Source organism: Pseudomonas sp. MT3 (genome assembly GCF_054720805.1).
The window spans coordinates 22,237-45,753 of the sequence record NZ_JBTVPY010000010.1; the positions used below are offsets into that span (position 1 = coordinate 22,237).

Consider the following 23,517-nt stretch of genomic DNA (forward strand, 5'->3'; position numbering starts at 1 on the left):
GCACCCTTGCCATCTGAATCGACTTACTCGGCGGCCTTCTGCTGCTCGCGCAGACGGATGTGCAGCTCGCGCAGCGCCTTGCCATCCACGGTGCCCGGGGCCTGGGTCATGACATCGCCGGCACTCTGGGTTTTCGGGAAGGCGATGACTTCGCGGATCGAAGCCGCGCCGGTCATCAGCATCACCAGGCGGTCCAGGCCGAAGGCCAGGCCACCGTGCGGCGGTGCGCCGTACTTGAGGGCATCGAGGAGGAAGCCGAACTTCTCTTCCTGCTCCGCATCGTCGATGCCCAGCACGCGGAACACCGCCTGCTGCATGGCCTTGTCGTGGATACGAATGGAGCCGCCGCCCAGCTCGGTGCCGTTGAGCACCATGTCGTAGGCGCGGGACAGCTTGTCGGCCGGATTGGCCTCGAGCTCTTCCGGGGTGCACTTGGGCGCGGTGAACGGGTGGTGCAGGGAAGTCAGGCTGCCGTCATCGTTCTCTTCGAACATCGGGAAGTCCACGACCCACATCGGCGCCCACTCCTTGGTGAGCAGGTTGAGGTCATGGCCGACCTTGATGCGCAACGCGCCGAGGGCGTCGCAGACGATCTTGGCCTTGTCGGCACCGAAGAACACGATGTCGCCATCGACCGCGCCGACGCGATCCAGGATCACGTTCAGGTTCGGCTCGGCGATGTTCTTCACGATCGGCGACTGCAGGCCTTCCACGCCCTTGGCGCGTTCGTTGACCTTGATGTAGGCCAGGCCCTTGGCGCCGTAGATGCCGACGAACTTGGTGTAGTCGTCGATCTGCTTGCGCGGCATGCTCGCACCACCCGGAACGCGCAGGGCGGCAACGCGGCCCCTGGGATCGTTGGCGGGACCGGAGAACACCTTGAACTCGACATCCTTGAGCTGGTCGGCCACATCGACCAGTTCCAGCGGAATGCGCAGGTCAGGCTTGTCCGAACCGTAGCGGCGCATGGCCTCTTCGAACGGCATGTGCGGGAACTCGTCGAACTCGACGTTGAGCACTTCCTTGAACAGCTGGCGCACCATCTTCTCGGTGATCTCGATGATGTCGCTTTCCTCGAGGAAGCTGGTCTCGATGTCGATCTGGGTGAATTCCGGCTGGCGGTCGGCACGCAGGTCTTCGTCGCGGAAGCACTTGGCGATCTGGTAGTAGCGGTCGAAGCCGGCGACCATCAGCAGTTGCTTGAACAGCTGGGGCGATTGCGGCAGGGCGAAGAAGTGACCCGGGTAGGTGCGGCTCGGCACCAGGTAGTCACGCGCGCCTTCCGGAGTCGGACGACCGAGGATCGGGGTTTCCACATCGAGGAAGCCGTTGTCGTCCAGGTAGCGGCGGATGCTGCTGGTGATGCGTGCGCGCAGCTTCAGCTTGGCGGCCATCTCCGGGCGACGCAGGTCGATGAAGCGGTAGCGCAGGCGGGTTTCCTCGCCCACGTCGGAGTACTCGTCCAGCGGGAACGGTGGGGTTTCGGCCTGGTTCAGCACCTCCAGCTCGTGACCCAGCACTTCGATGGCGCCGGAAGCCATGTTCGAATTGCGCGCGCCTTCGGGGCGCAGGCGCACCTTGCCGGTGATCTTCACCACGTATTCGCTGCGCACGCGGTCGGCCTTGGCGAAGGTCTCGACGCGATCCGGATCGAACACCACCTGGGCCAGACCTTCACGGTCACGCACGTCGAGGAAGATCACCCCGCCGTGGTCGCGGCGACGGTGTACCCAACCGCAAAGAGTGACTACCTGGCCGTCCAGGCTCTCGTTCAACTGGCCGCAATAGTGGCTGCGCATCATGGTGTGTTTCGCTTCTCGAAAGTCTTGAATTCTAGGGAACCGCTCATTCGCTGGCGGAGCAGCCGCCACCACCGCAACCGGTGGCCGGACAGGCCGCTGGAACATCGCCGGAGGCAAGATTCTTCTTCGCTCCGGTCTTGAAGTCAGTCTCGTACCAACCGCTGCCACCCAGGCGGAAGCCCGGAGCCGACAACATCTTCTTCAACTCGGGAGCCTTGCAGGCCGGACAATCGACCAACGGCGCATCGCTGATCTTCTGCAGCGATTCCAGCTGATGCGCGCAGGACTGGCACTGGTACTCGTAAATCGGCATGGGGCACCTTGACTGATCACACTGCCACGGGCCCGCGTCCCGCGGCAAAGGCGGGATTATAGCCTGAAAAAACCAAGGCTTGCAGCCGCCGCCCCTGCGCGCGACGCACGCTTTGTCGCCACAAAATCGATAGAGACACCCTATCGATCACCTTGACACAAGCCAAGAGCGCCACCCACACGTCGATGCTAGCCTGGCTCACAACTATACGAACCGACAGACAAGCCGCACCCCAGGAGGTCGTCATGGAAATCAACATCGGAATCGCCGAACAGGACCGCGCCGCCATCGCCGATGGCCTGTCCCGCCTACTGGCGGACACCTATACCCTTTACCTGAAGACCCACAACTTCCACTGGAACGTCACCGGGCCGATGTTCAATACCCTGCACCTGATGTTCGAGGGGCAATACACCGAACTGGCGCTGGCCGTGGACAGCATCGCCGAGCGCATTCGCGCGCTGGGCTTCCCCGCCCCGGGGACCTACGCCGCCTACTCACGCCTGTCCTCGATCAAGGAAGAGGAAGGCGTGCCAGACGCCCAGGAGATGATCCGCCTACTGGTGCAAGGCCAGGAAGCCGTGGTCCGCACCGCCCGCAATCTCTTCCCCCTGCTGGACAAGGTGAACGACGAACCCACCGCCGACCTGCTCACCCAGCGCATGCAGGTTCACGAAAAGACTGCCTGGATGCTTCGCAGCCTGCTCGCCGAATAACTCTTCTTTATATAGGGAGCCCACCACCGAGCGGGCTCCCCTCCCCCTACGAATGGCCTAACCGGTTGATTTGAGAAGGCAACTGGATTGCGGTTAAATACTGCCGTGCGCTTCGCGCATAGGCTGTCCGGCACGCTTTCATACACTTTTCAGCGTCGCTCCGCTGGACGGCTGCTTTTTTTCGTTACCCGCTCAAGGTGAATCCGTAGCCATGTTGAAAGTCGTCCATCTCCTGACGGGCGTCGCAGCACTCCTGCTGTCGTTCGCTCCCAGTTTGCGCAACGATGCCCTGCCCTACCTGCAACAAAGCGATGCCATCTATCTTGCACTGCTCGGCCTGACCAGCCTGCTGCTCGCCCCGAGCAGCAACCTCAAGCAGCCGGCGGCACTGCAAAGCCTGTCGACCGCCCTGGTCGTCCTGGCTGTCGTACTGCAAGTGCTGATCCTGCTTGCCCCGCTGCCGTTCATCGGCAATCAGCCGGCCATCCTGCTGCCGCTGTTGAGCCTGGCCGCCGCCGTCGTCCTGCAATGGGCCGCCGACCTGAACAAACCCCGCCCCATCGATACGGTTCCGGTCAGCGACGAAAATCGCGAAACCGGCACCGTGAAGTGGTTCAACACCTCCAAGGGTTTCGGCTTCATCTCCCGCGACACCGGGGAGGACATCTTCGTGCACTTCCGCGCCATCCGCGGCGAAGGCCACCGCATCCTGATCGAAGGCCAGCGCGTGGAGTTCTCCGTCGTCCAGCGCGACAAGGGACTGCAGGCCGAGGACGTGATAGCGGCCCTTCCCAACCGCCGCTGAACGCCCAATAAAAAGCCCGCCGATTGGCGGGCTTTTTATTGGGCTCAATAGTGCGGTGGCGGCGCCTCATCGTCCGCGACGCCCACCTGCCCCTGCAGATCCTCGAGACGCTTGATCAACGCCTGCATCTGCAGGCGCAGACGCTCGATCACCCGTTCCTGCTCGTAGACCACATCGCTCATGGTCTGCAACGCATCGTCCTGGAACGCCAGCCGGCTCTCCAGGTCCGCAACCCGATCCTCCAGCTCCATCACTCACTCCTGCACGAAACGGAACTCATCGCCCAACACCATGCGCAGTTTCTCACGCAGGCGGGCAAGCTCTTCGACACCGTAAGGTACCGCCGGATGACGCCCCCAGACCGGCCCCGGCCAGGCTGCATCATTGCGGCGCCGCACGATCACATGCACATGCAACTGACTGACAACGTTTCCAAGATTGGCAACGTTCATCTTGTCGGCGCTGAAAGTGTCCTTGAGGGTTTCCGCCAGTTGCGTAGCCTCCCTCCAGAGCTGCTGCTGATCATCGGGATCGAGCTGGAACAGTTCGCTGACGTCCTCGCGCCGGGGCACCAGGATGAACCACGGATACTGCGAGTCATTCATCAGCAGCAGACTGCTCAACGGAAAATCCCCCACCGGGACGGTGTCCTGCTCGAGACGGGAATCCAGGACGAACATAACCACATCTCCTGTTCGACGAACGCATTGATAAGACTAGCCCCACCGGGGCGAAGGGCGCGAAGGATACTAGAGCGCCCCGCCAGCGAATACGACCGCGCACTGCACTTCCCCGGAGCGGGCATCCTCCACAAGGCCCCAGGAGCGTGCGCAATGCATGCCGAGCTGATTCCGACGGCAGGCCAGCGGAACTGATCCCTCGGACAAGAACACCGAAATGCATAGAAAAATCGTTAAACCAGCCGATACGGCACCGCCCTGAAAGAGGCGCCGCTATTCTCCCTTTATTGCAAAACCACAAAGGAACCCGTGAAATGCATCATCGCGCCGCACATCCGGAGATGCGAAGCAATAACGGAACATTTGTGCACGTTTTTTGCTGGCCAATGGACGGGGGGCAAGGATATGGCCGCTACACTGCCCCACAGGCAGCGCGACGTACGGAATCCGGAAGTGGTCAATGGAGAATCGAACCACGCCGGCTGACGCAACCAACAACATGCCGCAAACCAGGGGGAGCAATCTCTTTTTGCAACATCGAATCTACCTGAATGCGACATAGTTCATGCAGGTTTGCGACAGCCCCGTAAAGTTTTCGCGTGATTAATTGGGCAACTATCGCCAAGACAACACGCGTGCTATAAGTTAGCGCCGACAAAAAGAATGAGCCGTCACCGCGGCACTGTGATGGCAGATAATTTCAAAACCAAAGGAGCAATCACAATGAAAGTGATGAAGTGGAGCGCCATCGCCCTGGCGGTTTCTGCAGGCACCACGCAACTGGCAATGGCCGAGCCCTTCGTAGGCAATCAGGCTGAATCCAAGGGCTTTGTCGAAGACAGCAGCCTGAACTTCCTGGTTCGCAACTACTACTTCAACCGTAGCAATACCGGTGGCGCTACCGACGCCCGCGACTGGAGCCAAGGCTTCCTGGCCAACTACAACTCCGGTTTCACTCAAGGCACCGTCGGCTTCGGCGTCGATGCCTTCGGCTACCTCGGTTTGAAACTTGACGGCGGCAGCGGCTACGGCAAGACCGGCAACCTGCCACTCCACGACGACGGCGACAAGGCTGACGACTACGGCAAGGCTGGGGCAGCCCTCAAGGTCCGTATCTCCAAGACCGAACTGAAAATCGGCGACATGCAGCCCACCGCTCCGGTATTCGCCGTAGGCGGCACCCGCCTGCTGCCGCAGACTGCCAGCGGTATCGCCCTGATGAGCAGCGAAATCGAAGGCCTGGATCTGGAAGGCGGTCACTACTACTCTGGCACCAACTATGACACCACCAACCGCGACGGCGAGATCTGGGCGCAATATGGTGGCGAGACTGCCGATTCCGCCGACTTCGTAGGCGGCAGATACCAGTTCAACGATCAGTTCAGCGCATCGCTGTACGGCGCCCAGGTCGAAGATCTCTGGGACCAGTACTACGCCAACCTGAACTACACCCTGCCGATCGCAGACAACCAATCGCTGGGCTTCGACTTCAACTACTACAACACCCGCGATTCGGGTGATGCCAAGCTGGGTGACATCAGCAACAACACCTTCTCGCTGGCTGCCGCCTACACCATCAGCGCGCACACCTTCACCCTGGCCTACCAGGACGTCAACGGCGATACTCCGTTCGACTACATCGGTATCGGTGACAACAACGGTGGCGGCGACTCGATCTTCCTCGCCAACTCGATTCAATACTCCGACTTCAACGGCCCAGGCGAAAAATCCTGGCAAGGCCGTTACGACCTGGACATGACTGAGTACGGTGTTCCCGGCCTGAGCTTCATGACTCGTTACATCAGCGGTAAGGATATCGACGGCTCCCACGCTGACGGCACTGCCTACGAAGGCGCCTACGGCAATGACGACAGCGAGCGCGAGACCAACGTCGAGGCCAAGTACGTACTGCAGAGCGGCCCGGCCAAGGACCTGTCCTTCCGTATCCGCCAAGCCTGGCACCGTGGCGACGACAGCACCGGTGGCAAGGTCGACGAGTTCCGCCTGATCGTCGACTACCCGCTGTCCGTCCTGTAATACAGAGCGAACTGCAAACAATAAAAAACCCGGCTTCGGCCGGGTTTTTTATTGCAACTTACCTACAATTTCGAACGTATCCGTTACATGGGCAATACATATGTGCCCGTTACATGGGCAACCAACTCCTGCGGATTACTGACCGAGAAGACAGCCACTTCGCAAACCACCTGACGACGCCCCAGCTTCAATATCTTTGCTTCCGCCAGAAGATCTTCCGGCTTCGGCTTGCTGAGAAAGTTGATATTGAGGTTGGAAGTAACCGCCATCTCGACGTTGTCCAACTGAGCCAGAATCACTGCATACATCGCCGCATCCGCCAGCGCCATGATGGTCGGGCCGGAAACCGTTCCACCGGGGCGAACCAGCTTGCCGTGGAACGGAATCCGCGCATACGCGCTACGCCCCTCCAGCGCATCGATACGAAAATCCATGTCATCCGCCATCGGCAATCCAGCCCGGATGAACGTCTGCACCTGCGCTGCATTCAGTCGACTCACCTTGCTCCTCCGTCTCTGCCCGCCGCGCCCTGTACGCAGCCAGACCTGCACCGTACAATGCCCAACCTATATCCCTCTTCGCAACCGACATAACGGCCAACGATGCGTACCAGTCAGTACCTGCTTTCCACTCTGAAAGAAACCCCTTCCGATGCGGTCGTCATCAGCCATCAGCTGATGCTGCGCGCCGGCATGATCCGCAAGCTGGCGTCCGGCCTCTACACCTGGCTGCCAATGGGTCTGCGGGTACTGCGCAAGGTGGAGACCATCGTTCGCGAGGAAATGAACGCCGCTGGCGCCCTGGAAGTACTGATGCCCGCCATCCAGCCCGCCGAACTGTGGCAGGAATCCGGCCGCTGGCAGCAGTACGGCCCCGAGCTGCTGCGCCTGAAGGATCGCCATGACCGCGACTTCTGCGTCGGCCCGACCCACGAGGAAGTGATTACCGATCTGGCGCGCAACGAGCTGAACAGCTACAAGCAGTTGCCGATCAACATGTATCAGATCCAGACCAAGTTCCGTGACGAAATCCGTCCGCGCTTCGGCCTGATGCGCGGCCGCGAGTTCATCATGAAGGACTCCTACTCCTTCCATACCAGCCAGGACTCGTTGCAGGCGACCTACGACGTCATGTACGGCGCGTACAGCAAGATCTTCACCCGCCTGGGCCTGGACTTCCGTGCCGTGCAGGCCGACAACGGCTCCATCGGCGGCAGCGGCTCCCACGAGTTCCACGTGCTGGCCGGCTCCGGCGAGGACGATATCGTCTTCGGCGAATCCACCGACTACGCCGCCAATATCGAGAAAGCCGAGGCCCTGCCGCGCGAAACCGCTCGCGGCGCGGCCAGCGAAGAGCTGCGCCTGGTCGACACTCCCGAAACCAAGACCATCGCCGCCCTGGTGGAGAAGTTCGGCCTGCCCATCGAGAAGACCATCAAGACCCTGGTGGTGCATGCTGCCGAAGAAGGCAAGCTGATTGCCCTGATCGTCCGTGGCGACCACGAACTCAACGAGATCAAGGCCGGCAACCATCCGCTGGTGGCAAGCCCGCTGCAGATGGCCAGCGAGGCGGACATCAAGGCCGCCATCGGCGCCGCCCCCGGCTCCCTCGGCCCGCTGAACCTGCCGCTGCCCTGCATCATCGACCGCTCCGTCGCGCTGATGAGCGACTTCTCCGCCGGCGCCAACGTCGACGACAAGCACTACTTCGGCGTGAACTGGGAACGCGACCTGCCGGTACCGGAAATCGCCGACCTGCGTAACGTCGTCGAAGGCGACCCGAGCCCGGATGGCAAGGGCACCCTGGTGATCCGTCGCGGCATCGAAGTCGGCCACATCTTCCAGCTCGGCACCAAGTACAGCGAAGCCATGAAGCTCTCTGTACTGGGCGAGAGCGGCAAGCCGGTCACCCTGATCATGGGTTGCTACGGCATCGGCGTATCCCGCGTGGTCGCCGCCGCCATCGAGCAGAACTACGACGACCGCGGCATCCTCTGGCCGGCCGCCCTGGCGCCCTTCCAGATCGCCATCGTGCCGATGAAGTACGAGAACGAGGCCGTGCGCGCCGCCACCGACAAGCTCTACGCGGACCTCACCGCCGCCGGCTTCGAAGTGCTGCTGGACGACCGCGACAAGAAGACCAGCCCCGGCGTGAAGTTCGCCGACATGGAGCTGATCGGTATCCCGCACCGCATCGTCGTCAGCGAGCGCGGCCTGGACGAAGGCACCCTGGAGTACAAGGGCCGCCGTGACGCCGAGTCGCAGCCTGTCGCCCTGTCCGACCTGCAAGCCTTCATCACGGCCAAGATCCGCAACTGAGCAGAGCGATGTTCCCCCGAAGTACCTCCAGCCTCGCGGCTGCCGCCTTGTGCGGCAGCCTCCTGCTGAGCGGCTGCGCCAACCAGCTGCCGCAACGCAGCGAACATGAAGAGCGAGTCGAGCGCAAACTGCTCGACCACAGCCTGCAGATCGACGTGGGCACGCCAGGCACCCTGGAACTGCCGCAGCGTCGCATTCGCGTGCAGGAGCAGAAGACCTTCGAGGTTACCGAATTCGAGGTCACCCGGCGCTACGACCGCTACACGCCCTACCAGGGCTGGCGCAAGTCCTACGAAATGCCGCTGGGCGTCGTGGCCTTCGTCGCCGGCATCGGCGCCAATGTGGTCAACGTGTTCGCCCTCGGCAACCTGCCGGAGAGCGTCACCCGTGGCTGGATCCGCTATGGCATCGACGGCATGAACCCATTCATGAACGTACAATCCAACGGTCGCGCCGAGCAGAACCTGGCAACCATCGAAGAACACCAGCGCGACAAGCGCACGGAGTACTCGAGCCTGCCCTGGGCGGAACGCCCGGTGACCGTCACCGCCGGCAAGAACTCCCAGGAACTGCTGACCGACCGTCATGGCGTGCTGCGCCTGAACCTGCTGGAAGGCCCCTTCAGCGATGAAGAGGTCAGCCGCATCGGCCGCCTGCAGTTCAGCGTGCAGGATCCCTCGGACGATACCCGCGCCGACGCCAGCCTGCAGGTCAGCCGCTCGCTTCGCGGCAAGCTGCAGGAAGCCCACCGGCTGATCTACGACGACCTGGAAGCGGATGATGTGCGCCACTGGGTGCACCGCGTGAAGCGTCTTTCCGAGCTTGGCCTGGAAGAGGAAGCCAGCGAGCTGGAGCAGAGCCTGATCGAGCTGACCCGCAACGATCCGGAGTTGCAGAAGGAATTCCTGCACAGCCTGATGACCGATGCCGGCCGCCTGGCCGCGGACCCTGGTGCGGCCAGCAACTGACGCCAGACCGTGCTCAGCGGCGCACGATGAAGCCGGTGATGCCCTGGGGCGTCATCGGCGCCAGCTCCACCGCCGCCACCTTTGCCTTGACCGGCCCGCGGGCCAGCCATTTCTCCAGCTCGCGCACGGCGCCCTCTTCGCCCTCGAGCAGCACCTCCACTCGACCGTCGTCCAGGTTGCGCACCCAGCCATCGATGTCCAGGCGTTCGGCCTGTTCCTGCGTGCTCTGGCGGTAGTACACGCCCTGTACCTTGCCACTCACATAGCCGTGCAGACAGATCCTGGCCATCAGCGTTTCTCCTCCCGCAGAGCAGCCAGGCGCGCCTGCAGGCCGGCGGCGGTCTGCTCGCCGAGCAACTGCTCGCGCAACTTGCCGTCAGGGTCGACGATGTAGGTGACAGGCAGCGCTTCGCTGCGTGGCAGGCTGTATCGCGGCGAGGGGTCATCCGCCAGCACCGTGTAGGCGATTCCCAGCGCCTGGGCAGACTTGGCCAGATCGGTATCGCGCAGCCCGTCGAAATTCACGCCCAGCACCCGGAAACCCTGTTCCGCGCCCCCTTTGGCAAGCTGGTTCAGCTCGGGAATTTCCTTTCGGCACGGCGCGCACCATTCGGCCCAATAATTAATGACTAGCCACTGGCCATCCATGCTCGCAGCGGTTACTTTCTGTCCATGCTGATCGCTGCCATAGTCAGCCGAACAACCGGCCAGGAGCAGGCCGGCGACCAGTCCCATCACAATACGGAGCCGCACTCCCATGCCTTCAGTCCTCGTGTATGCGGGGCGTTCATGACGCTCGATGCCTTGCGTCTGGAGGTGCCGGATATCCTCGAAGAGGATTCCGATGCAACGAGCAATCTGGCGGCAGTGCTTCAGGAATCCCGACGCCATTCCCTGCTGGAAGGACTACAGAAGACCCTGGGTACACTGTTCCGCCTCAACCGATGTGCGCTGACCTTACTGGAAAGGCAACGCGCCCTGCAAAGCCTGACCGAAGAATATCGCCACTATTCGCAGCTGATTCGCCACGAAAAGGCGCCACCGACACTGTTCGTGCACTTCTGCACCGAGCTGGCGGCAGGCTTCAAGCGCCTGCTGCTGCAGATTCTGCACGGCCGCAAACCGTCGCGGCCGCACCTGGCCTGGTGCCTGTACATGGCCCAGCATTTCCTCGCCCAGGCGCTGCTGCGCCACTACCAGCAGTACCAGCAACCGCCCGGCGTGCTCTGGCGCGACAGCCACCTGCTGTACTGGGTCGGCGAGCACCAGGAGTGTCTCGACGAGCCGGTGGCGGCCGCCTTCGACCCCACTCCTGCCGGCACCCTGCGCGGCCTCTACCAGCAGATACTGCTGGTCGCCCTGAGCAACCCCTTCCACCTGACCGAAGGCGAAGCCCCGCAGCTGTTCAGCGCTCTCGCTCCCCTCGCCGCCCTTGGCCGATTGCATGTCTGGGACGATGAGGAGCAGGAAGGCTACCTGGTCGACCTGGGCGCCGACCTGCCCTGCATCGGTCACGAGCAGATCGGCGAAGTGCCGCCCGAGCAACTGCGCCGCCTGGAGCTGGGCGCCCTGCTGATCGCCCTCCACGACCCCGCGCCCTTGCGCAAGATCGACCAGGACATCCTGCTGGAGCGCGTCCGCCATCACTGGCTGGGGCATCATCCGCGTCGACACGAGCGTACCGAGCAGACCGGCACCTGCCGGCTGATCGTGGGGCTTGGCGCCATCCAGCAGCACCTGCTCAGCCCCGATACCGAAGGCGGTTGCGATGCCGGGATACTGGACGTCAGCGCCGGGGGCGCCCGCATCAACTGTGCCGGCAATCGTGCCAACCAGTTCCCGGTCGGCCAATTGCTGCTGATCCTCAACAACAACGGCACGCCAACCCTGGCCGTGGTGCGCTGGCGGCACCTCAACAACGACGGACTGCACCTGGGCCTGCGCTACCTGAAAGGGCTTCCCCGGCCCGTCTGGCTGCGTCGCGCACCTGACGCCCAGCGTCACCCCGGCGTGCTGCAGAGCACCCCGGAGCCCGGCAACGGCTGGTACCACGGCCTGTGGCTACCCCAGGGACATTTCGTGGAAGGAGAAAACCTCTGGCTGCAACTGGCCAGTTTCGACAACCAGACCATCCTGCCGTTGCCGACCGCCAACCTGAGTACGCCCCTCGTCTCCCGGCACCCGCTGCGCCTGGTCTGAAGCTGATTTGCGAGACAAGTCACAGCCAAGATCGGCAATAGGCCCGGTTTGTCGGAAATTACCTACCTATAATTCGGAACGTTAGTCCGAGCCGACTAGAAGCCTTTCCTCCAGCCGCCTCTCGGCAGCCCCACTATGCGGCAGGCGCCACGCACGCCTCCCACTTTCGACAGGATTGCCAGATGCAGCCCACCGACCAGCTTGTCAGCAAGGTTCCCAGCCACATCGTCAGCAGCGCGCGTGTCGCCAACTCGGCCAGTGGCGGCCGCCTGAGCGACTACAACATCGCCGCCTGGCTGCAACTGCCCGGTGTGGCGGAGTTGCCGGTGACACTGGTGGTCATCTATCGGGATGGCGAACAGGTTCGGGAAGTGGCCGTCGATCACGGCACGGTGAATGCGCAGAGCCGCATCCTGCTGTCAGGCATCGCCCGACTGCCGTTCCGCCAGCGTATCGAGGACATGCAGGTGAGATTGCGGGCAGCCATCGGCCTGTCGCGCCTGGTGGTCGAGGAACTGTTCGTCCAGGCCGTCGAGCCGCAGGAAAGCACCGCACGCCCGATTGCCACCAGCCTCTGATCTGATCAGCCCAGCTGACGTACCTGGGCAGCCGCCTCGAGTTCCGGCTCGGCCTGTGGCGACACGCCGCTCGCCTCGCCCTGCGCCACGGGCAGCAGGGACTCCGGCCAACTGCTGAACTGCAGACCAGTGATTCTATTCAGCCTCTCCAGCGCACTCTGAGGATCGCGCTGATGCAGGTGTACTACTTTTTTCTGGTCGTTGTTCATGGATTCGCTGGCCTTGAAGGAACTTCTACAGAACATCATTGTCCTGTCAGAGCTATAGCCAGAAGCGTGCCAATCCAGAGATAGCCATGACTGGCGCGCCCTACACTAAATACGAAATCTCCGAAGCATCAGAATCGCCCGAAACTGACGTTTTACGTCACTCAGAATGTGACGGCTTCAACCATTCTGCGAGGCTGGCGCCGAAAAGTGCCTGCCGCTCCGTCTGATAACGCTCCAGGGTTTCCCGCAAGGCGGGGTACCAGGGCTCGTCCAGTTCCGCCGGCAAGGCGTCGAGACACGGCAGCGGCCAGGGGCTGCGGTTGAGCAGGTGATGCAGGCGGTAGCTGCCCAGGTCGCGGCACAGCACCCAGGACGCGCTGGTTGCGCCGACACGGCAAACCAGCTGCTCGCCTTCCAGAAAATCGAGAATCTCCTCCCACTCGTCTTCCGGCAACAGCCAGCCCGCACGGTGCAGATGCTCCAGCCGGGTCGGCACGCCGTGCCGCTGGCGATCGAAGAACACCCGCAGCACCCCCATGATCACCAGCAGGCGCGGCAGCGCGCGGCGCCGCCACAGCCGGGTCGAGGACAGATTGCAGACCAGCTCCGCGCCGAACAGCACGATCAGCCAGGACAGGTAGATCCACAACAGGAACAACGGCACCGTGGCGAAGGCGCCATAGATCAGCTTGTAGCCGGGGAAGAAGCTGACATAGAGGCCGAACAGCGACTTGGCCGCCTCGAACAGGATCGCGGTAAAGACACCACCGGCCAGCGCGTGAAGGAAAGGCACCCGCGCATTGGGTACCGCCGCGTAGACCAGGGTGAAGGCCGCGACGCTGAACAGCAGCGGCATGAACTTCAGCAGCATCGCCGCCCCCGGCAGGGCGTGAGGGCCGGACAGCAGCGACAGCGAGGTAATGTAGGTCGACACCGCGAAGCCCGTCCCCAGCAGCAGCGGCCCCAGGCTGAGGATCGCCCAGTACAGCAGGAAGCGCGCGACGCCCCGGCGCGGCTGGCGCACCCGCCAGATGGCGTTGAAGGCCTTCTCGATGGTCACCAGCATGGTGAACGCGGTCACCGCCAGGAAGGCCACGCCCAGCCAGGTCAGATGCCGCGCCTGCACGGTGAAGTTGCGCAGATAGGCCTCAACCGCTTCGCCGGTGGAGGGTACGAAGTTGCGGAACACGAACAACTGGATGCGCTCCCCCATCCCCTCGAACGCCGGCACGGCCGAGAGCATGGCGAAGGTCACGGTCATCATCGGGACGACAGCGAACAACGTGGTATAGGTCAAGGCCGCCGCACTGTTCGGCGCCTTGTCGGCGAGGAAGCGCTGGGCCAGATAGCGGCCGAACTCGACCAGGCCCCGCAAGCGTTCGTGCATGAATTGTCCTTTGGCTGCACAGAAAAACCGTCCTCGTAGATCGCGCCGCACGACAGCGGTTCAGTCCGATCCGAGGAGGCGGTTAGAATAGCCGCCACTTCATCGGCCTTGCGAGTCCCGGCACATGAGCCAGATTTCCCTGTTCCACAATCCCCGCTGCTCGAAATCCCGCGGCGCCCTCGAACTGCTGGAAGAACGCGGTATCCAGGCGGAGATCATCCGCTACCTGGAAACCCCGCCCAGCGCGGCTGAACTCAAGGCGCTGCTCGGCAAGCTGGGCATCGGCGCGCGCCAGCTGCTGCGCACCGGCGAGGACGAGTACAAGACCCTCGACCTGGCCAATCCGGCGCTCAGCGACGAGCAACTGATCGAGGCGATGGCCAGCCATCCCAAGCTGATCGAGCGACCGATCCTGATCGTCGGCGACAAGGCGGTGATCGGCCGCCCGCCGGAGAAGGTGCTGGAGATCCTGTCTTGAACACACCCTATATCCTGGTCCTGTACTACAGCCGCCACGGCGCCACCGCGGAAATGGCACGACAGATCGCCCGTGGCGTGGAACAGGGCGGCCTGGAAGCCCGCGTGCGCACGGTGCCCGCCGTCTCCACCGAATGCGAAGCGGTAGCCCCGGACATCCCGGCCGAAGGTGCGCTCTACGCCACCCTGGACGACCTGAAGGACTGCGCTGGCCTGGTGCTGGGCAGCCCGACGCGCTTCGGCAACATGGCCGCACCACTCAAGTACTTTCTCGACGGCACCAGCAGCCTCTGGCTGACCGGCGGCCTGGTGGGCAAGCCGGCGGCGGTCTTCACTTCCACCGCCAGCCTGCACGGCGGCCAGGAAACCACCCAGTTGTCGATGCTGCTGCCGCTGTTGCACCACGGCATGATCGTCACCGGCATCCCCTACAGCGAGCCGGCCCTGCTGGAAACCCGAGGCGGCGGCACCCCCTACGGCGCCAGCCATTTCGCCGGCGCGGATGGCAAGCGCAGCCTCGATGATCACGAAATCACCCTGTGCCGCGCGTTGGGCAAGCGCCTGGCCGAAGTCGCCCGCAAACTGGAGAGCTGAATGGCCCGCAAGAACAAACCGCTGCCGTCGATGGACTGGCTCAAGCCCCGGCTGGCCGCCAGCCGGGCCATTGCCCTCGGCAGCTTCATCGGCCTGATTCTGCTCATCGTCATCTGGGATGTGCTGTTCGCCGACGCCCACGGTGGCGCGCACTGGGTACCGTGGGTCTTCCTCGGCTTCAAGCTGCTGCCGCTGCTGGTGGTCGCGCCGGGCCTGCTGATCGGCAGCGCGCGCGGCCACGCCTGGGCCTGCTACGTGATCAATCTGTACTTCATCCTCGGTGTGCTCAACGCCTTCGATCCCGCCCACGCCATCTTCGGCTGGGCCGAGATCATCCTCAGCGTCGGGCTGTTCTGCTCGGCCTTGCTGTACACCCGCTGGCGCTTCCAGTACGACCGCAAGCGGGCCGGCGAAGGCGAGGAAACACAGCAGGAAGCGACGAGCGCCTGAGCAACCGCCGGAGGAAACCTGGGCTTACCAGCCCATGGTTTCCTTGAGGAAGGGAATGGTCAGCTTGCGCTGGGCCTGCAGCGACGCCTTGTCCAGCTCGTCCAGCAGGTCGAAGAGGAACTGCATGCTGCGCGCGCCGCGGGTGAGGATGAAGCGCCCCACTTCGTCGGTCAGGTGCAGGCCGCGACGAGAGGCGCGCAGTTGCAGGGCACGCAGCTTTTCTTCGTCGCTCAGCAGGTGCAGCTGGAAAATCAGCGAGAGGGTCAGGCGGGATTTCAGGTCCGGCAGCTTCACCCCCAGCTCGCGTGGCGACACCGACGCCGACAGCAGCAGCTTGCGGCCGGAATCGCGCAGACGATTGAACAGGTGGAACAGCCCTTCTTCCCACTCACGCTTGCCGGCCAGGGCATCGAGGTCGTCCAGGCACACCAGCTCGCGTTGTTCGAGGTTGTCGAAGATTTCCGGGCCGTAGGGCACCAGATCCGCCATCGGCAGGTAGACGGACGGCTCGCCGAGCTGTTCGGAACGGATGCAGGCGGCCTGCAACAAGTGGCTGCGGCCCACGCCTTCGGCGCCCCAGAGATAGATCAGGCTCTCCGTCCAACCCGCTTCCGGTTCGCACAGGCGCTCGACATAGCCCAGCGCCGCGGCATTGGCACCGGGGTAGTAGTTGGCGAACGTTGCGTCATCGCGCAGGCGTACGCTTAGGGGGAGCTGCATAGGAGTCATGCGGGCCGAGCGTTTCTTCAATCGCTTAGGGTGAGCCTTGGTGACTGAAAGTTTATCCAAATCAGAAGGATAACGCAGCTCCCCGGTACGGATCAGAGCGGCCATGCCCCGCAACGGGACTTTGTCCGCTCCCGGGGCATGGCGTTATCCGCAGAAATCACCAGTGGAAACGCAGGATGTTCTGGCGCGGTACGGCGGGGTTCGGCACCGGCTGGTCATTGGCATCCACCGCTGGCGGGGTCGGTTCGGCGGGGGCTTCCTGCAGACGGGCCAGCGCCAGTTGCGCGCGCAATTGCTCGGGGCTGGCGGTCACGTTGTAGACCAGCTTGCCGCCCTGCACCAGCACCAGCTTGGCGCCCATAGGCTCGAGCAGACGCGACACCTCGGCGTAGCGAGCCAGATCGGCGCCCTCGATCTGCAGGACCTGGGCCGAAGCCGATCCTGCCGAACCGACGAAACGCTGCGACAGACGTTGCGACACACCGAGCATCACCGCATCGGCCAGCGCGTCCGGAGTATCGCCCTGGGCCTGGCCCTGTTCGCGGCTATCGCCCATCCATACGCGCCAGGTGGCGGTCCACTTGCCGTCGGCTTCCTTGGCGTCCACCGCCAGCAAGGCATCGGCGCCGTAGCGCTCGGAGGCAGCGTTCAGCGCGTCAGGCTGGACGGCGTTGAGGTTCTCGGCAGTGCCGACCTGCTGCTCGCTGAGGTCAGCCATCGGCAGGCGCAGCGGCAGGCCGCGGCGTTGAGCGGCACGGTTCAGCGGCGCAGCGGCTTCCTGGCTGTCACCCACCAGGCTGCTGCCATCATCGGTGCTTTCATTCAGCCACCAGGCCAGTACGGACGGACGGCTGGCACCCCAGACAGGCAGGCCGGCCTGGCGCAGCGCGTTGTCGGTGGCTGTCGGATCGAAGTCCACCACCAGCGCCAGCGGCGGACCGTTCTCGTAGCCGTACTGGCTGATCAGTTGCTGCGGGTCCTTGAAATAGCCCGCCAGCGCGGGGCTTTGCAGGCCGCGGGTGTCGCCGGTCAGGCGTTGCACCAGGGTCTGCAGGGCGCGGGTCAGGCCGGCGTTGCGCTCGTCCGGCTGCTGGGAAGCCACCGGCTCGTGCACCTGGTAAAGATTGCCAAGCGTTTCAGCGAAGGATGGCAGGCTGAGCAGCGACAGGCAGAGGATCAACAGGCGGGCAGTCAGACGCATGGCGGGCTCTCGCGGAGGAAAACGAAGATGCCGGCATCCAACGAGCCGGCAAGGAAGGCCTATACCTTAAACAGCCGTCCGGCCAGCGGCAACAGCACGAGATGGCCGCTGCCGGGCAAGCCTGATAAAATCCCGCGCCTCCCGCGCAGGCCGGGAAGCGCGAACGGCGCGCCCGGCGGCAAGACGAATCATCCCTATCTATAGGCCTGGATTTATGAGCAACAAGCAACCCTCGTTGAGCTACAAGGACGCAGGTGTGGACATCGACGCCGGCGAAGCCCTGGTCGAACGCATCAAAGGCGTCGCCAAGCGCACCGCGCGTCCGGAAGTCATGGGCGGCCTGGGTGGCTTTGGCGCTCTGTGCGAAATCCCGGCCGGCTACAAGCAACCCGTGCTGGTCTCCGGCACCGACGGCGTCGGCACCAAGCTGCGCCTGGCGCTGAACCTGAACAAGCACGACAGCATCGGCCAGGACCTGGTCGCCATGTGCGTCAACGATCTGGTCGTGTGCGGCGCCGAGCCGCTGTTCTTCCTCGACTACTACGCCACCGGCAAGCTCAACGTCGACGTGGCCGCCACCGTGGTCACCGGCATCGGCGCCGGTTGCGAGCTGGCCGGCTGCTCCCTGGTTGGTGGCGAAACCGCCGAGATGCCCGGCATGTACGAAGGCGAAGACTACGACCTGGCCGGCTTCTGCGTCGGCGTGGTGGAAAAATCGGAAATCATCGACGGCTCGAAAGTGGTCTCCGGCGACGCCCTGATCGCCCTGCCCTCCTCCGGCCCGCACTCCAACGGCTACTCGCTGATCCGCAAGATCATCGAAGTCTCCGGCGCCGACATCGAGTCCACCCAGCTCAACGGCCAGCCCCTGGCCGACCTGCTGATGGCCCCGACCCGAATCTACGTGAAGCCCCTGCTGCAACTGATCAAGCAGACCGGCGCGGTGAAGGCGATGGCCCACATCACCGGTGGCGGCCTGCTCGACAACATCCCGCGCGTCCTGCCGGACAACGCCCAGGCCGTGATCGACGTGGCCAGTTGGCAACGCCCGGCGGTCTTCGACTGGCTGCAGGAAAAAGGCAACGTCGACGAGACCGAGATGCACCGCGTGCTGAACTGCGGCGTGGGCATGGTCATCTGTGTTGCCCAGGACCAGGTCGAGGCTTCCCTGAAAGCCCTGCGTGACGCCGGCGAGCAGCCGTGGGTCATCGGCAGCATCGAAGCCTGCGCCGCCGACGCCGAGCGCGTGGTCCTGAACAACCTGAAAGGCCACTGATGTCCACACCTTGCAATGTCGTGGTGCTGATTTCCGGCTCCGGCAGCAACCTGCAAGCCCTGATCGACAGCCTCGCCGACGCCCCGTCGGCGGCAGCGATCCGCGCGGTGGTGTCCAACCGCGCGGACGCCTACGGTCTGGAGCGCTCGCGCAAGGCCGGCATCGAGACCTGCTTCCTCGACCACAAGGCCTATGCCGACCGTGAAAGCTTCGATGCCGCGCTGATCCAGGCCATCGATGGCTTCAGCCCTGACCTGGTGCTGCTCGCCGGCTTCATGCGCATCCTCAGCCCCGGCTTCGTGCGTCACTATCACGGCCGCCTGCTGAACATCCATCCGTCCCTGCTGCCCAAGTACAAGGGCCTGCACACTCATCAGCGCGCGCTGGAAGCCGGCGACGCCGAACATGGCTGCAGCGTGCACTTCGTCACGGAGGAACTTGACGGTGGACCACTGGTCGTACAGGCGACAATCCCGGTACAGTCTGACGACACGCCGGAAACGCTGGCGCAGCGCGTTCACGTGCAGGAGCACTTGATCTATCCGCTGGCCATGCACTGGTTCGCCGAAGGCCGTTTGTGCCTGGGCGAGCAAGGCGCCATGCTGGATGGGGAGCTTCTGCCCGCCTCCGGCTATTCGTACCGAACCTAGGAGATTCGTGATGCGTAGAGCCCTGCTGTTCCTGATGGCTGTACTGACCTTGCCGGCCCAGGCTTTCGAGCTGCAGCCGTTCGAGGCCAGCTACACCGCCGACTGGAAACAGATGCCGATCAGCGGGACCGCCTCCCGCAGCCTCAAGCAAGGCGACGGCGGCCGTTGGGAGTTGGATTTCAAGGCGTCCATGCTGCTCGCCAGTCTCACCGAGACCAGTACGTTCAAGGTCGAGAACGACACCTACCTGCCGCTGACCTACCGCTGGGCCCGCGAAGGCCTGGGCAAGAACAAGCAGACCGAGCTCGATTTCGACTGGGCCGAGAAGCAGGTACTGGGCAGCGACCGTGGCGACCAGGTGCGCCAGCCGCTGAACAAGGGACAGCTGGACAAGTCGACCTACCAGCTCGCGCTGCAGCATGATGTGGCTGTCGGCAAGAAGGCCATGAGCTACCAGGTGATCGAGGGTACCGACACCGATACCTACGATTTCCGCGTGCTGGGCGAGGAGAAGGTCCGCACCCAGGCCGGCCTGATCACCGCCATCAAGGTGGAGCGCGTGCGCGACCCTACCAAGAGCAACCGCAAGACCGTCCTCTGGTTCGCCAAGGACTGGGATTACCTGCTGGTCCGCCTGTATCAACAGGAGTCCGACGGCAAGGAATACCAGATCATGCTCAAGGAAGGCAGCGTGAACGGCAAGACCGTCCAGGGCGAGAAAGGCTGATCCTTCAGCAGCATGAAAAAGCCGGGCAAATGCCCGGCTTTTTCTATCGTGCGTGACCGGACCAGGTGTCGCAGTGTTTTTGTAGGAGCGAGCTTGCTCGCGAACCACTTGGCGCCGGCGTCGCCTGGAGTTCTGTTCGCGAGCAAGCTCGCTCCTACCAAGAGCAAAAAAGCCGGGCATTGCCCGGCTTTTCTTTGCCTTGAAGCCATGCCTGCGAATCAGCCCTCGGTGGGGGGCTTGCGCTTGAAGCGGCGGAGGATCCAGCCGATGGCCAGCGTCGGGATGATCCACAGCTTCTTCAGCAGCACCAGCGCGGTGGCGAACAGGCCGACCTTGGCCGCCACCTTGCCGGCAATCAGCGCGCCCAGGCCATAGGCCGCGACCTTGTCGACGCTGGGGTTGAAGTCGACATAGCGGCTGCCCGGATTGAATTCGGTCATGGCCAGCACCTTGTCGACATTCTTCTCGATCTCCGGCAGTTGCTCCATACCGGCCACGAAGTTCAGCACCAGCACCCCTTTGCGGCCCAGCACGCGGATGTTGTAGTTCAGCGTGTGCTCCTTGGCGTCGCCGAACTGCAGCTCCTTGGCCCAGTACAGTTTCTTCTCGGCGGCGTCATAACGCGGCGGCGCGGCCCAGCCGATCAGTTGGATCGCCTCGAAGCCCTGCTGCTCGCGCTGCGGGTTGGCTTCCTTGAGATCGTTCTGCATGTCCTTGAGCATCTCGGCGTAGTCGATCTTCGCCGCGTCCTCGTCGGACACGTAACCGCTCTCCTCATACTGCACGGTCACCGCCCAGGACTCGGCGGCGAAGGGTGAGACGCCCGCTGGCATCAACATGCCCAATGGCGGCTCGGAGCTGGGCGGGTTGCCCCAGGCCTCCAGCACACGCTCGGCATCCTTGCCGTCGAGGAAGACGAAACTGTCCGGCAGGTCGAAGGTGGCGAGGTTGTCACCGACCACCACCTTGCCCTTCTGGAAGTGCAGGCTGGCGACGAAGGTCTCGGGCGACATTTCCTCGTCCGACTCGGCGGCGGGGGCTGTGGCGGCCGCAGCGGCGGGGGCTTCGCTGGAACTGGAAGTGGCGGGTGCGGCAAACGCGGGCGCGGCGGCAGCCTGCGCGAGCAAGGCAACGAGGAAGAGGGCTTTGCCATCCATAGGGTGAATCTCCTGAATCATATCCATGACATCGGCGGCCAATTGCTGAGCCGCCGGGCGCGAATTGTCGCACTCCAGCGCTGAACCTGTAACAGGAAATTTCACTTCCGCCCGATGCGCTGCACAAAAAAGCCGGGCACCGGCCCGGCTGGTGGTTTCATGATCTGTCTCCGACAGGATTCATTGTAGGAGCGAGCTTGCTCGCGAACCCGTTTGCCGGCCGCGCCAGTGCCATGCGTTCGCGAGCAAGCTCGCTCCTACAAAAAGCCGTTGATTCAGGGCTGGCTGGCGATAGCTTTCTCGATGGCCGCCTGCAGCTCGGGATCATCTGGCTTGGTCAGGCTGGAAAACTCCGCCACCACCTTGCCCTGGCGATCCACTACGTACTTGAAGAAGTTCCAGCGCGGCACCTGGTCAGCCTGCTGCGCGAGGTCCTTGAACAGGGGGATCGCCTCGTCGCCGCTGACGTGCTGCACCGAGGTCATGTTGAAGGTCACACCGTAATTGCCGTAGCAGATCTTCGCGGTCTCGGCGGCGTCGGCGTCTTCCTGCTTGAAGTCGTCGGAGGGCACGCCGAGTACTTCCAGGCCCTGCCCCTTGTACTTCTGGTAGACCGCCTCGAGCCCCTTGAACTGCGGCGTGAAGCCACAGTGGCTGGCGGTGTTCACCACCACCAGCGGCTTGCCGGCATACAGCTCGCAGAGGTCGAGCACGTCCTTGGAACGCAGCTTGGGCAATTCACCCTGAGTCTTGAGCAGCGCCGGACACTCGGCGGCCTGGGCGGCAAAGGGCAACAGCAGGGTCAGGGCGAGCAGAGAGAGACGCATGGCAGTGATCCTCGAATGATTCCGCCACGCTACCCCGCGCACCGGGCATCAGCAACTGCCCATGCCCAATTGCATCAGCGCCAGCCCGCCGCGCTGCCAGCCCCACCAGGCGAGGCCGGCCAGCGCCAGGCAAATGCCCAGTACCAGTACGATCACCAGCCTGCGTTTCACGCGGCCTCCAGGACTGGCCGCTCGATCGGGCGCTCACGCACTGGCCAGTTGAGCAGGCCCGCCAGCAGGCTGAGGAGGATGGAAACCTGCCAGACCAGATCGTAGTTGCCGGTGTGGTCATACACATAGCCCCCCAGCCAGCCGCCGAGGAAGGCGCCGATCTGGTGGAACAGGAAGGTGATGCCGCCGAGCATCGACAGGTTGCGCACGCCGAACAGCGTGGCCACGGTGCCATTGGTAAGCGGCACGGTGGACAGCCACAGCAGCCCCATCGCAATGCCGAAGGCATAGGCCGTCCATACCGTCAGCGGCGCCCAGAGGAAGGCGACGATCACCACGCCGCGCAGCAGGTACAGGCCGGTGAGCAGCTTGGGTTTGCTCATCCGCCCACCCAGCCAGCCGGCGATGTAGGTGCCAAACACGTTGAACAGCCCCACCAGCGCCAGCACCGTGGTGCCGACGGTGGCCGGCAGATGGCGATCCACCAGGTAGGCCGGCAGGTGCACGCCGATGAACACCACCTGGAAGCCGCAGACGAAGAAGCCCAGGGACAACAGCCAGAAGCCGGAATGGCCGGCCGCCTCGCGCAACGCCTCGCCAAGGGTCTGCTCGTGGCCCTGGACCGGCAGCGGCTTGTCGCGCATCAGCCCGGACAGCGGAACGATCAGTGCCACCAGCAGGCCCAGCGCCAGCAGCGCAGCGGACCAGCCCAGCCAACTGATCAGGCCGAGGGTGCCCGGCAGCATGACGAACTGACCGAAGGAGCCGGCCGCCGCCGAGATGCCCATCGCCATGCTGCGCCGCTCCAGCGGTACCGCACGGCCCACCGCACCGAGGATCACCGAGAAGGAAGTGCCGGACAGGCCGATGCCGATCAGCAGGCCCGCGCTCAAGGACAGGCTGAAGGCCGAATCGGAGTAGCCCATCAGCACCAGGCCGACGGCGTAGAGGATGCCGCCCACCAGCACGGTGCGCATGGCGCCGAAGCGGTCGGCGATGGCCCCGGTAAACGGCTGGGCGATGCCCCAGATGAGGTTCTGCAGGGCGATGGCGAAGGCGAAGGTCTCGCGCCCCCAGCCGAACTCGGCGCTCATCGGCGCCAGGAACAGGCCGAAGCCGTGGCGGATGCCCAGGGACAAGGCCAGGATCAGGGCGCCGGACAAGAGTATCCAGAACCCCGTGCGCGATAGCTTCGACATCGTTTTCTCCTAAACGGGTATATACCCGCTTTTAATCCGTCTTCTAA

General features: G+C 63.7%; 28 protein-coding genes. 13 read left to right on the forward strand and 15 right to left on the reverse strand.

Annotated features, from left to right (window positions below; all coding sequences use genetic code 11):
- Nucleotides 1–23: 23 nt before the first annotated feature.
- The gene (gene aspS, locus ACYCAX_RS12010; RefSeq protein ID WP_460248107.1) at nucleotides 24–1,802 is read right to left on the reverse strand and encodes an aspartate--tRNA ligase; all 1,779 of its coding nucleotides are present in this window, start codon (nucleotides 1,800–1,802) and stop codon (nucleotides 24–26) included.
- Between the two features lie 43 nt (nucleotides 1,803–1,845).
- On the reverse strand, nucleotides 1,846–2,115 hold the full coding sequence (locus ACYCAX_RS12015; protein ID WP_294977538.1) for an FmdB family zinc ribbon protein: 270 nt from the start codon (nucleotides 2,113–2,115) through the stop codon (nucleotides 1,846–1,848).
- Between the two features lie 245 nt (nucleotides 2,116–2,360).
- Here ACYCAX_RS12015 and ACYCAX_RS12020 point away from each other — a divergent pair, with 245 nt between their 5' ends.
- On the forward strand, nucleotides 2,361–2,831 hold the full coding sequence (locus ACYCAX_RS12020) for a Dps family protein (RefSeq protein WP_460248108.1): 471 nt from the start codon (nucleotides 2,361–2,363) through the stop codon (nucleotides 2,829–2,831).
- A gap of 211 nt (nucleotides 2,832–3,042) precedes the next feature.
- A complete protein-coding gene (locus ACYCAX_RS12025; protein ID WP_460248109.1) occupies nucleotides 3,043–3,636 on the forward strand; it encodes a cold-shock protein in 594 nt (197 codons plus the stop codon).
- A 44-nt stretch (nucleotides 3,637–3,680) separates the two neighbouring features.
- Here ACYCAX_RS12025 and ACYCAX_RS12030 read toward each other — a convergent pair whose 3' ends face one another.
- On the reverse strand, nucleotides 3,681–3,887 hold the full coding sequence (locus tag ACYCAX_RS12030) for a SlyX family protein (protein ID WP_015478288.1): 207 nt from the start codon (nucleotides 3,885–3,887) through the stop codon (nucleotides 3,681–3,683).
- Between the two features lie 3 nt (nucleotides 3,888–3,890).
- On the reverse strand, nucleotides 3,891–4,316 hold the full coding sequence (locus ACYCAX_RS12035) for an HIT family protein (protein ID WP_015478289.1): 426 nt from the start codon (nucleotides 4,314–4,316) through the stop codon (nucleotides 3,891–3,893).
- 723 nt (nucleotides 4,317–5,039) lie between these two features.
- Between ACYCAX_RS12035 and ACYCAX_RS12040 the strand changes: the two genes are divergently transcribed.
- The gene (locus tag ACYCAX_RS12040; protein ID WP_015478290.1) at nucleotides 5,040–6,353 is read left to right on the forward strand and encodes an OprD family porin; all 1,314 of its coding nucleotides are present in this window, start codon (nucleotides 5,040–5,042) and stop codon (nucleotides 6,351–6,353) included.
- A gap of 83 nt (nucleotides 6,354–6,436) precedes the next feature.
- On the opposite strand, the gene ACYCAX_RS12045 is transcribed toward ACYCAX_RS12040, so the two are convergent.
- Nucleotides 6,437–6,844: a PaaI family thioesterase gene (locus ACYCAX_RS12045; RefSeq protein WP_086009616.1), complete on the reverse strand. Its 408-nt coding sequence runs from the start codon at nucleotides 6,842–6,844 to the stop codon at nucleotides 6,437–6,439.
- 111 nt (nucleotides 6,845–6,955) lie between these two features.
- Between ACYCAX_RS12045 and ACYCAX_RS12050 the strand changes: the two genes are divergently transcribed.
- A complete protein-coding gene (locus ACYCAX_RS12050) occupies nucleotides 6,956–8,671 on the forward strand; it encodes a proline--tRNA ligase (RefSeq protein WP_015478292.1) in 1,716 nt (571 codons plus the stop codon).
- Between the two features lie 8 nt (nucleotides 8,672–8,679).
- Nucleotides 8,680–9,639: a hypothetical protein gene (locus ACYCAX_RS12055; protein WP_294977535.1), complete on the forward strand. Its 960-nt coding sequence runs from the start codon at nucleotides 8,680–8,682 to the stop codon at nucleotides 9,637–9,639.
- 13 nt (nucleotides 9,640–9,652) lie between these two features.
- Here the strand turns inward: ACYCAX_RS12055 and ACYCAX_RS12060 are convergent, their stop codons facing one another.
- Both ACYCAX_RS12060 and ACYCAX_RS12065 read right to left on the reverse strand, forming a co-directional pair.
- Nucleotides 9,653–9,928 (reverse strand): acylphosphatase, encoded by a 276-nt coding sequence (locus tag ACYCAX_RS12060; RefSeq protein ID WP_294977534.1) that lies wholly within the window; start codon nucleotides 9,926–9,928, stop codon nucleotides 9,653–9,655.
- The gene (locus tag ACYCAX_RS12065) at nucleotides 9,928–10,398 is read right to left on the reverse strand and encodes a TlpA disulfide reductase family protein (RefSeq protein ID WP_015478295.1); all 471 of its coding nucleotides are present in this window, start codon (nucleotides 10,396–10,398) and stop codon (nucleotides 9,928–9,930) included. Before ACYCAX_RS12065 ends, ACYCAX_RS12060 begins: the two co-directional genes overlap by 1 nt.
- A gap of 30 nt (nucleotides 10,399–10,428) precedes the next feature.
- Between ACYCAX_RS12065 and ACYCAX_RS12070 the strand changes: the two genes are divergently transcribed.
- Both ACYCAX_RS12070 and ACYCAX_RS12075 read left to right on the forward strand, forming a co-directional pair.
- The gene (locus tag ACYCAX_RS12070) at nucleotides 10,429–11,838 is read left to right on the forward strand and encodes a PilZ domain-containing protein (RefSeq protein ID WP_460248110.1); all 1,410 of its coding nucleotides are present in this window, start codon (nucleotides 10,429–10,431) and stop codon (nucleotides 11,836–11,838) included.
- Between the two features lie 182 nt (nucleotides 11,839–12,020).
- Nucleotides 12,021–12,416 carry a hypothetical protein gene (locus ACYCAX_RS12075; RefSeq protein ID WP_015478297.1) on the forward strand — a complete coding sequence of 132 codons (396 nt, stop codon included), beginning with the start codon at nucleotides 12,021–12,023 and terminating at the stop codon, nucleotides 12,414–12,416.
- A gap of 5 nt (nucleotides 12,417–12,421) precedes the next feature.
- On the opposite strand, the gene ACYCAX_RS12080 is transcribed toward ACYCAX_RS12075, so the two are convergent.
- Entirely contained in the window at nucleotides 12,422–12,625 is a 204-nt protein-coding gene (locus ACYCAX_RS12080; RefSeq protein ID WP_460248111.1) for a hypothetical protein, read from the reverse strand.
- Between the two features lie 157 nt (nucleotides 12,626–12,782).
- The gene (locus ACYCAX_RS12085; protein ID WP_460248112.1) at nucleotides 12,783–14,012 is read right to left on the reverse strand and encodes a YihY family inner membrane protein; all 1,230 of its coding nucleotides are present in this window, start codon (nucleotides 14,010–14,012) and stop codon (nucleotides 12,783–12,785) included.
- Nucleotides 14,013–14,136: 124 nt separating this feature from the next.
- Between ACYCAX_RS12085 and arsC the strand changes: the two genes are divergently transcribed.
- The 3 genes from arsC to ACYCAX_RS12100 are packed head-to-tail and all read left to right on the forward strand — an operon-like array spanning nucleotide 14,137 to nucleotide 15,533.
- Nucleotides 14,137–14,490, forward strand: coding sequence for an arsenate reductase (glutaredoxin) (arsC, locus tag ACYCAX_RS12090; RefSeq protein ID WP_294981328.1), 354 nt, complete (start codon nucleotides 14,137–14,139; stop codon nucleotides 14,488–14,490).
- Nucleotides 14,487–15,083 carry an NAD(P)H:quinone oxidoreductase gene (gene wrbA / locus ACYCAX_RS12095; protein WP_294981325.1) on the forward strand — a complete coding sequence of 199 codons (597 nt, stop codon included), beginning with the start codon at nucleotides 14,487–14,489 and terminating at the stop codon, nucleotides 15,081–15,083. Before arsC ends, wrbA begins: the two co-directional genes overlap by 4 nt.
- Entirely contained in the window at nucleotides 15,084–15,533 is a 450-nt protein-coding gene (locus ACYCAX_RS12100; RefSeq protein ID WP_015478302.1) for a DUF2069 domain-containing protein, read from the forward strand. It begins immediately after the preceding gene.
- Between the two features lie 24 nt (nucleotides 15,534–15,557).
- Here the strand turns inward: ACYCAX_RS12100 and hda are convergent, their stop codons facing one another.
- Both hda and ACYCAX_RS12110 read right to left on the reverse strand, forming a co-directional pair.
- Nucleotides 15,558–16,262 (reverse strand): DnaA regulatory inactivator Hda, encoded by a 705-nt coding sequence (hda, locus tag ACYCAX_RS12105; RefSeq protein WP_015478303.1) that lies wholly within the window; start codon nucleotides 16,260–16,262, stop codon nucleotides 15,558–15,560.
- 157 nt (nucleotides 16,263–16,419) lie between these two features.
- Complete coding sequence (locus tag ACYCAX_RS12110) at nucleotides 16,420–17,463, reverse strand: DUF2066 domain-containing protein (protein ID WP_460248113.1); 1,044 nt, start codon at nucleotides 17,461–17,463, stop codon at nucleotides 16,420–16,422.
- Between the two features lie 214 nt (nucleotides 17,464–17,677).
- On the opposite strand from ACYCAX_RS12110, the gene purM reads away from it, so the two are divergent.
- Genes purM through ACYCAX_RS12125 form a run of 3 tightly spaced genes read left to right on the forward strand, consistent with a single transcriptional unit; the run spans nucleotide 17,678 to nucleotide 20,116 of the window.
- Nucleotides 17,678–18,739, forward strand: coding sequence for a phosphoribosylformylglycinamidine cyclo-ligase (purM, locus tag ACYCAX_RS12115; RefSeq protein ID WP_460248114.1), 1,062 nt, complete (start codon nucleotides 17,678–17,680; stop codon nucleotides 18,737–18,739).
- Nucleotides 18,739–19,389 carry a phosphoribosylglycinamide formyltransferase gene (purN, locus tag ACYCAX_RS12120; protein ID WP_015478306.1) on the forward strand — a complete coding sequence of 217 codons (651 nt, stop codon included), beginning with the start codon at nucleotides 18,739–18,741 and terminating at the stop codon, nucleotides 19,387–19,389. Before purM ends, purN begins: the two co-directional genes overlap by 1 nt.
- 10 nt (nucleotides 19,390–19,399) lie before the next feature.
- Nucleotides 19,400–20,116, forward strand: coding sequence for a DUF3108 domain-containing protein (locus ACYCAX_RS12125; protein ID WP_015478307.1), 717 nt, complete (start codon nucleotides 19,400–19,402; stop codon nucleotides 20,114–20,116).
- 218 nt (nucleotides 20,117–20,334) lie between these two features.
- On the opposite strand, the gene ACYCAX_RS12130 is transcribed toward ACYCAX_RS12125, so the two are convergent.
- The 4 genes from ACYCAX_RS12130 to ACYCAX_RS12145 all read right to left on the reverse strand — a co-directional run bounded on the left by ACYCAX_RS12130 (nucleotide 20,335) and on the right by ACYCAX_RS12145 (nucleotide 23,470).
- Nucleotides 20,335–21,273 carry a DUF2167 domain-containing protein gene (locus tag ACYCAX_RS12130; protein WP_460248115.1) on the reverse strand — a complete coding sequence of 313 codons (939 nt, stop codon included), beginning with the start codon at nucleotides 21,271–21,273 and terminating at the stop codon, nucleotides 20,335–20,337.
- A gap of 275 nt (nucleotides 21,274–21,548) precedes the next feature.
- Nucleotides 21,549–22,100 (reverse strand): glutathione peroxidase, encoded by a 552-nt coding sequence (locus ACYCAX_RS12135; RefSeq protein ID WP_015478309.1) that lies wholly within the window; start codon nucleotides 22,098–22,100, stop codon nucleotides 21,549–21,551.
- A gap of 48 nt (nucleotides 22,101–22,148) precedes the next feature.
- On the reverse strand, nucleotides 22,149–22,271 hold the full coding sequence (locus ACYCAX_RS12140) for a hypothetical protein (protein WP_269078313.1): 123 nt from the start codon (nucleotides 22,269–22,271) through the stop codon (nucleotides 22,149–22,151).
- Nucleotides 22,268–23,470, reverse strand: a complete 1,203-nt coding sequence (locus ACYCAX_RS12145; protein WP_294977014.1) for an MFS transporter — start codon at nucleotides 23,468–23,470, stop codon at nucleotides 22,268–22,270. The genes ACYCAX_RS12140 and ACYCAX_RS12145 overlap by 4 nt, the downstream gene beginning before the upstream one ends.
- Nucleotides 23,471–23,517: the final 47 nt, after the last annotated feature.

Excerpts from the sequence above, each read along its gene's own strand:
- ACYCAX_RS12100 (WP_015478302.1), top strand. The coding sequence starts at position 15,084 with ATGGCCCGCAAGAACAAACCGCTGCCGTCGATGGACTGGCTCAAGCCC.
- ACYCAX_RS12130 (WP_460248115.1), bottom strand. The coding sequence starts at position 21,273 with ATGGATGGCAAAGCCCTCTTCCTCGTTGCCTTGCTCGCGCAGGCTGCC.
- purM (WP_460248114.1), top strand. The coding sequence starts at position 17,678 with ATGAGCAACAAGCAACCCTCGTTGAGCTACAAGGACGCAGGTGTGGAC.
- ACYCAX_RS12135 (WP_015478309.1), bottom strand. The coding sequence starts at position 22,100 with ATGCGTCTCTCTCTGCTCGCCCTGACCCTGCTGTTGCCCTTTGCCGCC.
- arsC (WP_294981328.1), top strand. The coding sequence starts at position 14,137 with ATGAGCCAGATTTCCCTGTTCCACAATCCCCGCTGCTCGAAATCCCGC.
- ACYCAX_RS12055 (WP_294977535.1), top strand. The coding sequence starts at position 8,680 with ATGTTCCCCCGAAGTACCTCCAGCCTCGCGGCTGCCGCCTTGTGCGGC.
- ACYCAX_RS12085 (WP_460248112.1), bottom strand. The coding sequence starts at position 14,012 with ATGCACGAACGCTTGCGGGGCCTGGTCGAGTTCGGCCGCTATCTGGCC.
- ACYCAX_RS12065 (WP_015478295.1), bottom strand. The coding sequence starts at position 10,398 with ATGGGAGTGCGGCTCCGTATTGTGATGGGACTGGTCGCCGGCCTGCTC.
- ACYCAX_RS12125 (WP_015478307.1), top strand. The coding sequence starts at position 19,400 with ATGCGTAGAGCCCTGCTGTTCCTGATGGCTGTACTGACCTTGCCGGCC.
- ACYCAX_RS12080 (WP_460248111.1), bottom strand. The coding sequence starts at position 12,625 with ATGAACAACGACCAGAAAAAAGTAGTACACCTGCATCAGCGCGATCCT.
- ACYCAX_RS12025 (WP_460248109.1), top strand. The coding sequence starts at position 3,043 with ATGTTGAAAGTCGTCCATCTCCTGACGGGCGTCGCAGCACTCCTGCTG.
- purN (WP_015478306.1), top strand. The coding sequence starts at position 18,739 with ATGTCCACACCTTGCAATGTCGTGGTGCTGATTTCCGGCTCCGGCAGC.
- ACYCAX_RS12040 (WP_015478290.1), top strand. The coding sequence starts at position 5,040 with ATGAAAGTGATGAAGTGGAGCGCCATCGCCCTGGCGGTTTCTGCAGGC.
- ACYCAX_RS12060 (WP_294977534.1), bottom strand. The coding sequence starts at position 9,928 with ATGGCCAGGATCTGTCTGCACGGCTATGTGAGTGGCAAGGTACAGGGC.
- ACYCAX_RS12070 (WP_460248110.1), top strand. The coding sequence starts at position 10,429 with ATGACGCTCGATGCCTTGCGTCTGGAGGTGCCGGATATCCTCGAAGAG.
- ACYCAX_RS12020 (WP_460248108.1), top strand. The coding sequence starts at position 2,361 with ATGGAAATCAACATCGGAATCGCCGAACAGGACCGCGCCGCCATCGCC.
- ACYCAX_RS12030 (WP_015478288.1), bottom strand. The coding sequence starts at position 3,887 with ATGGAGCTGGAGGATCGGGTTGCGGACCTGGAGAGCCGGCTGGCGTTC.
- ACYCAX_RS12035 (WP_015478289.1), bottom strand. The coding sequence starts at position 4,316 with ATGTTCGTCCTGGATTCCCGTCTCGAGCAGGACACCGTCCCGGTGGGG.
- aspS (WP_460248107.1), bottom strand. The coding sequence starts at position 1,802 with ATGATGCGCAGCCACTATTGCGGCCAGTTGAACGAGAGCCTGGACGGC.
- ACYCAX_RS12110 (WP_460248113.1), bottom strand. The coding sequence starts at position 17,463 with ATGCGTCTGACTGCCCGCCTGTTGATCCTCTGCCTGTCGCTGCTCAGC.
- ACYCAX_RS12075 (WP_015478297.1), top strand. The coding sequence starts at position 12,021 with ATGCAGCCCACCGACCAGCTTGTCAGCAAGGTTCCCAGCCACATCGTC.
- ACYCAX_RS12145 (WP_294977014.1), bottom strand. The coding sequence starts at position 23,470 with ATGTCGAAGCTATCGCGCACGGGGTTCTGGATACTCTTGTCCGGCGCC.
- ACYCAX_RS12050 (WP_015478292.1), top strand. The coding sequence starts at position 6,956 with ATGCGTACCAGTCAGTACCTGCTTTCCACTCTGAAAGAAACCCCTTCC.
- ACYCAX_RS12015 (WP_294977538.1), bottom strand. The coding sequence starts at position 2,115 with ATGCCGATTTACGAGTACCAGTGCCAGTCCTGCGCGCATCAGCTGGAA.
- hda (WP_015478303.1), bottom strand. The coding sequence starts at position 16,262 with ATGACTCCTATGCAGCTCCCCCTAAGCGTACGCCTGCGCGATGACGCA.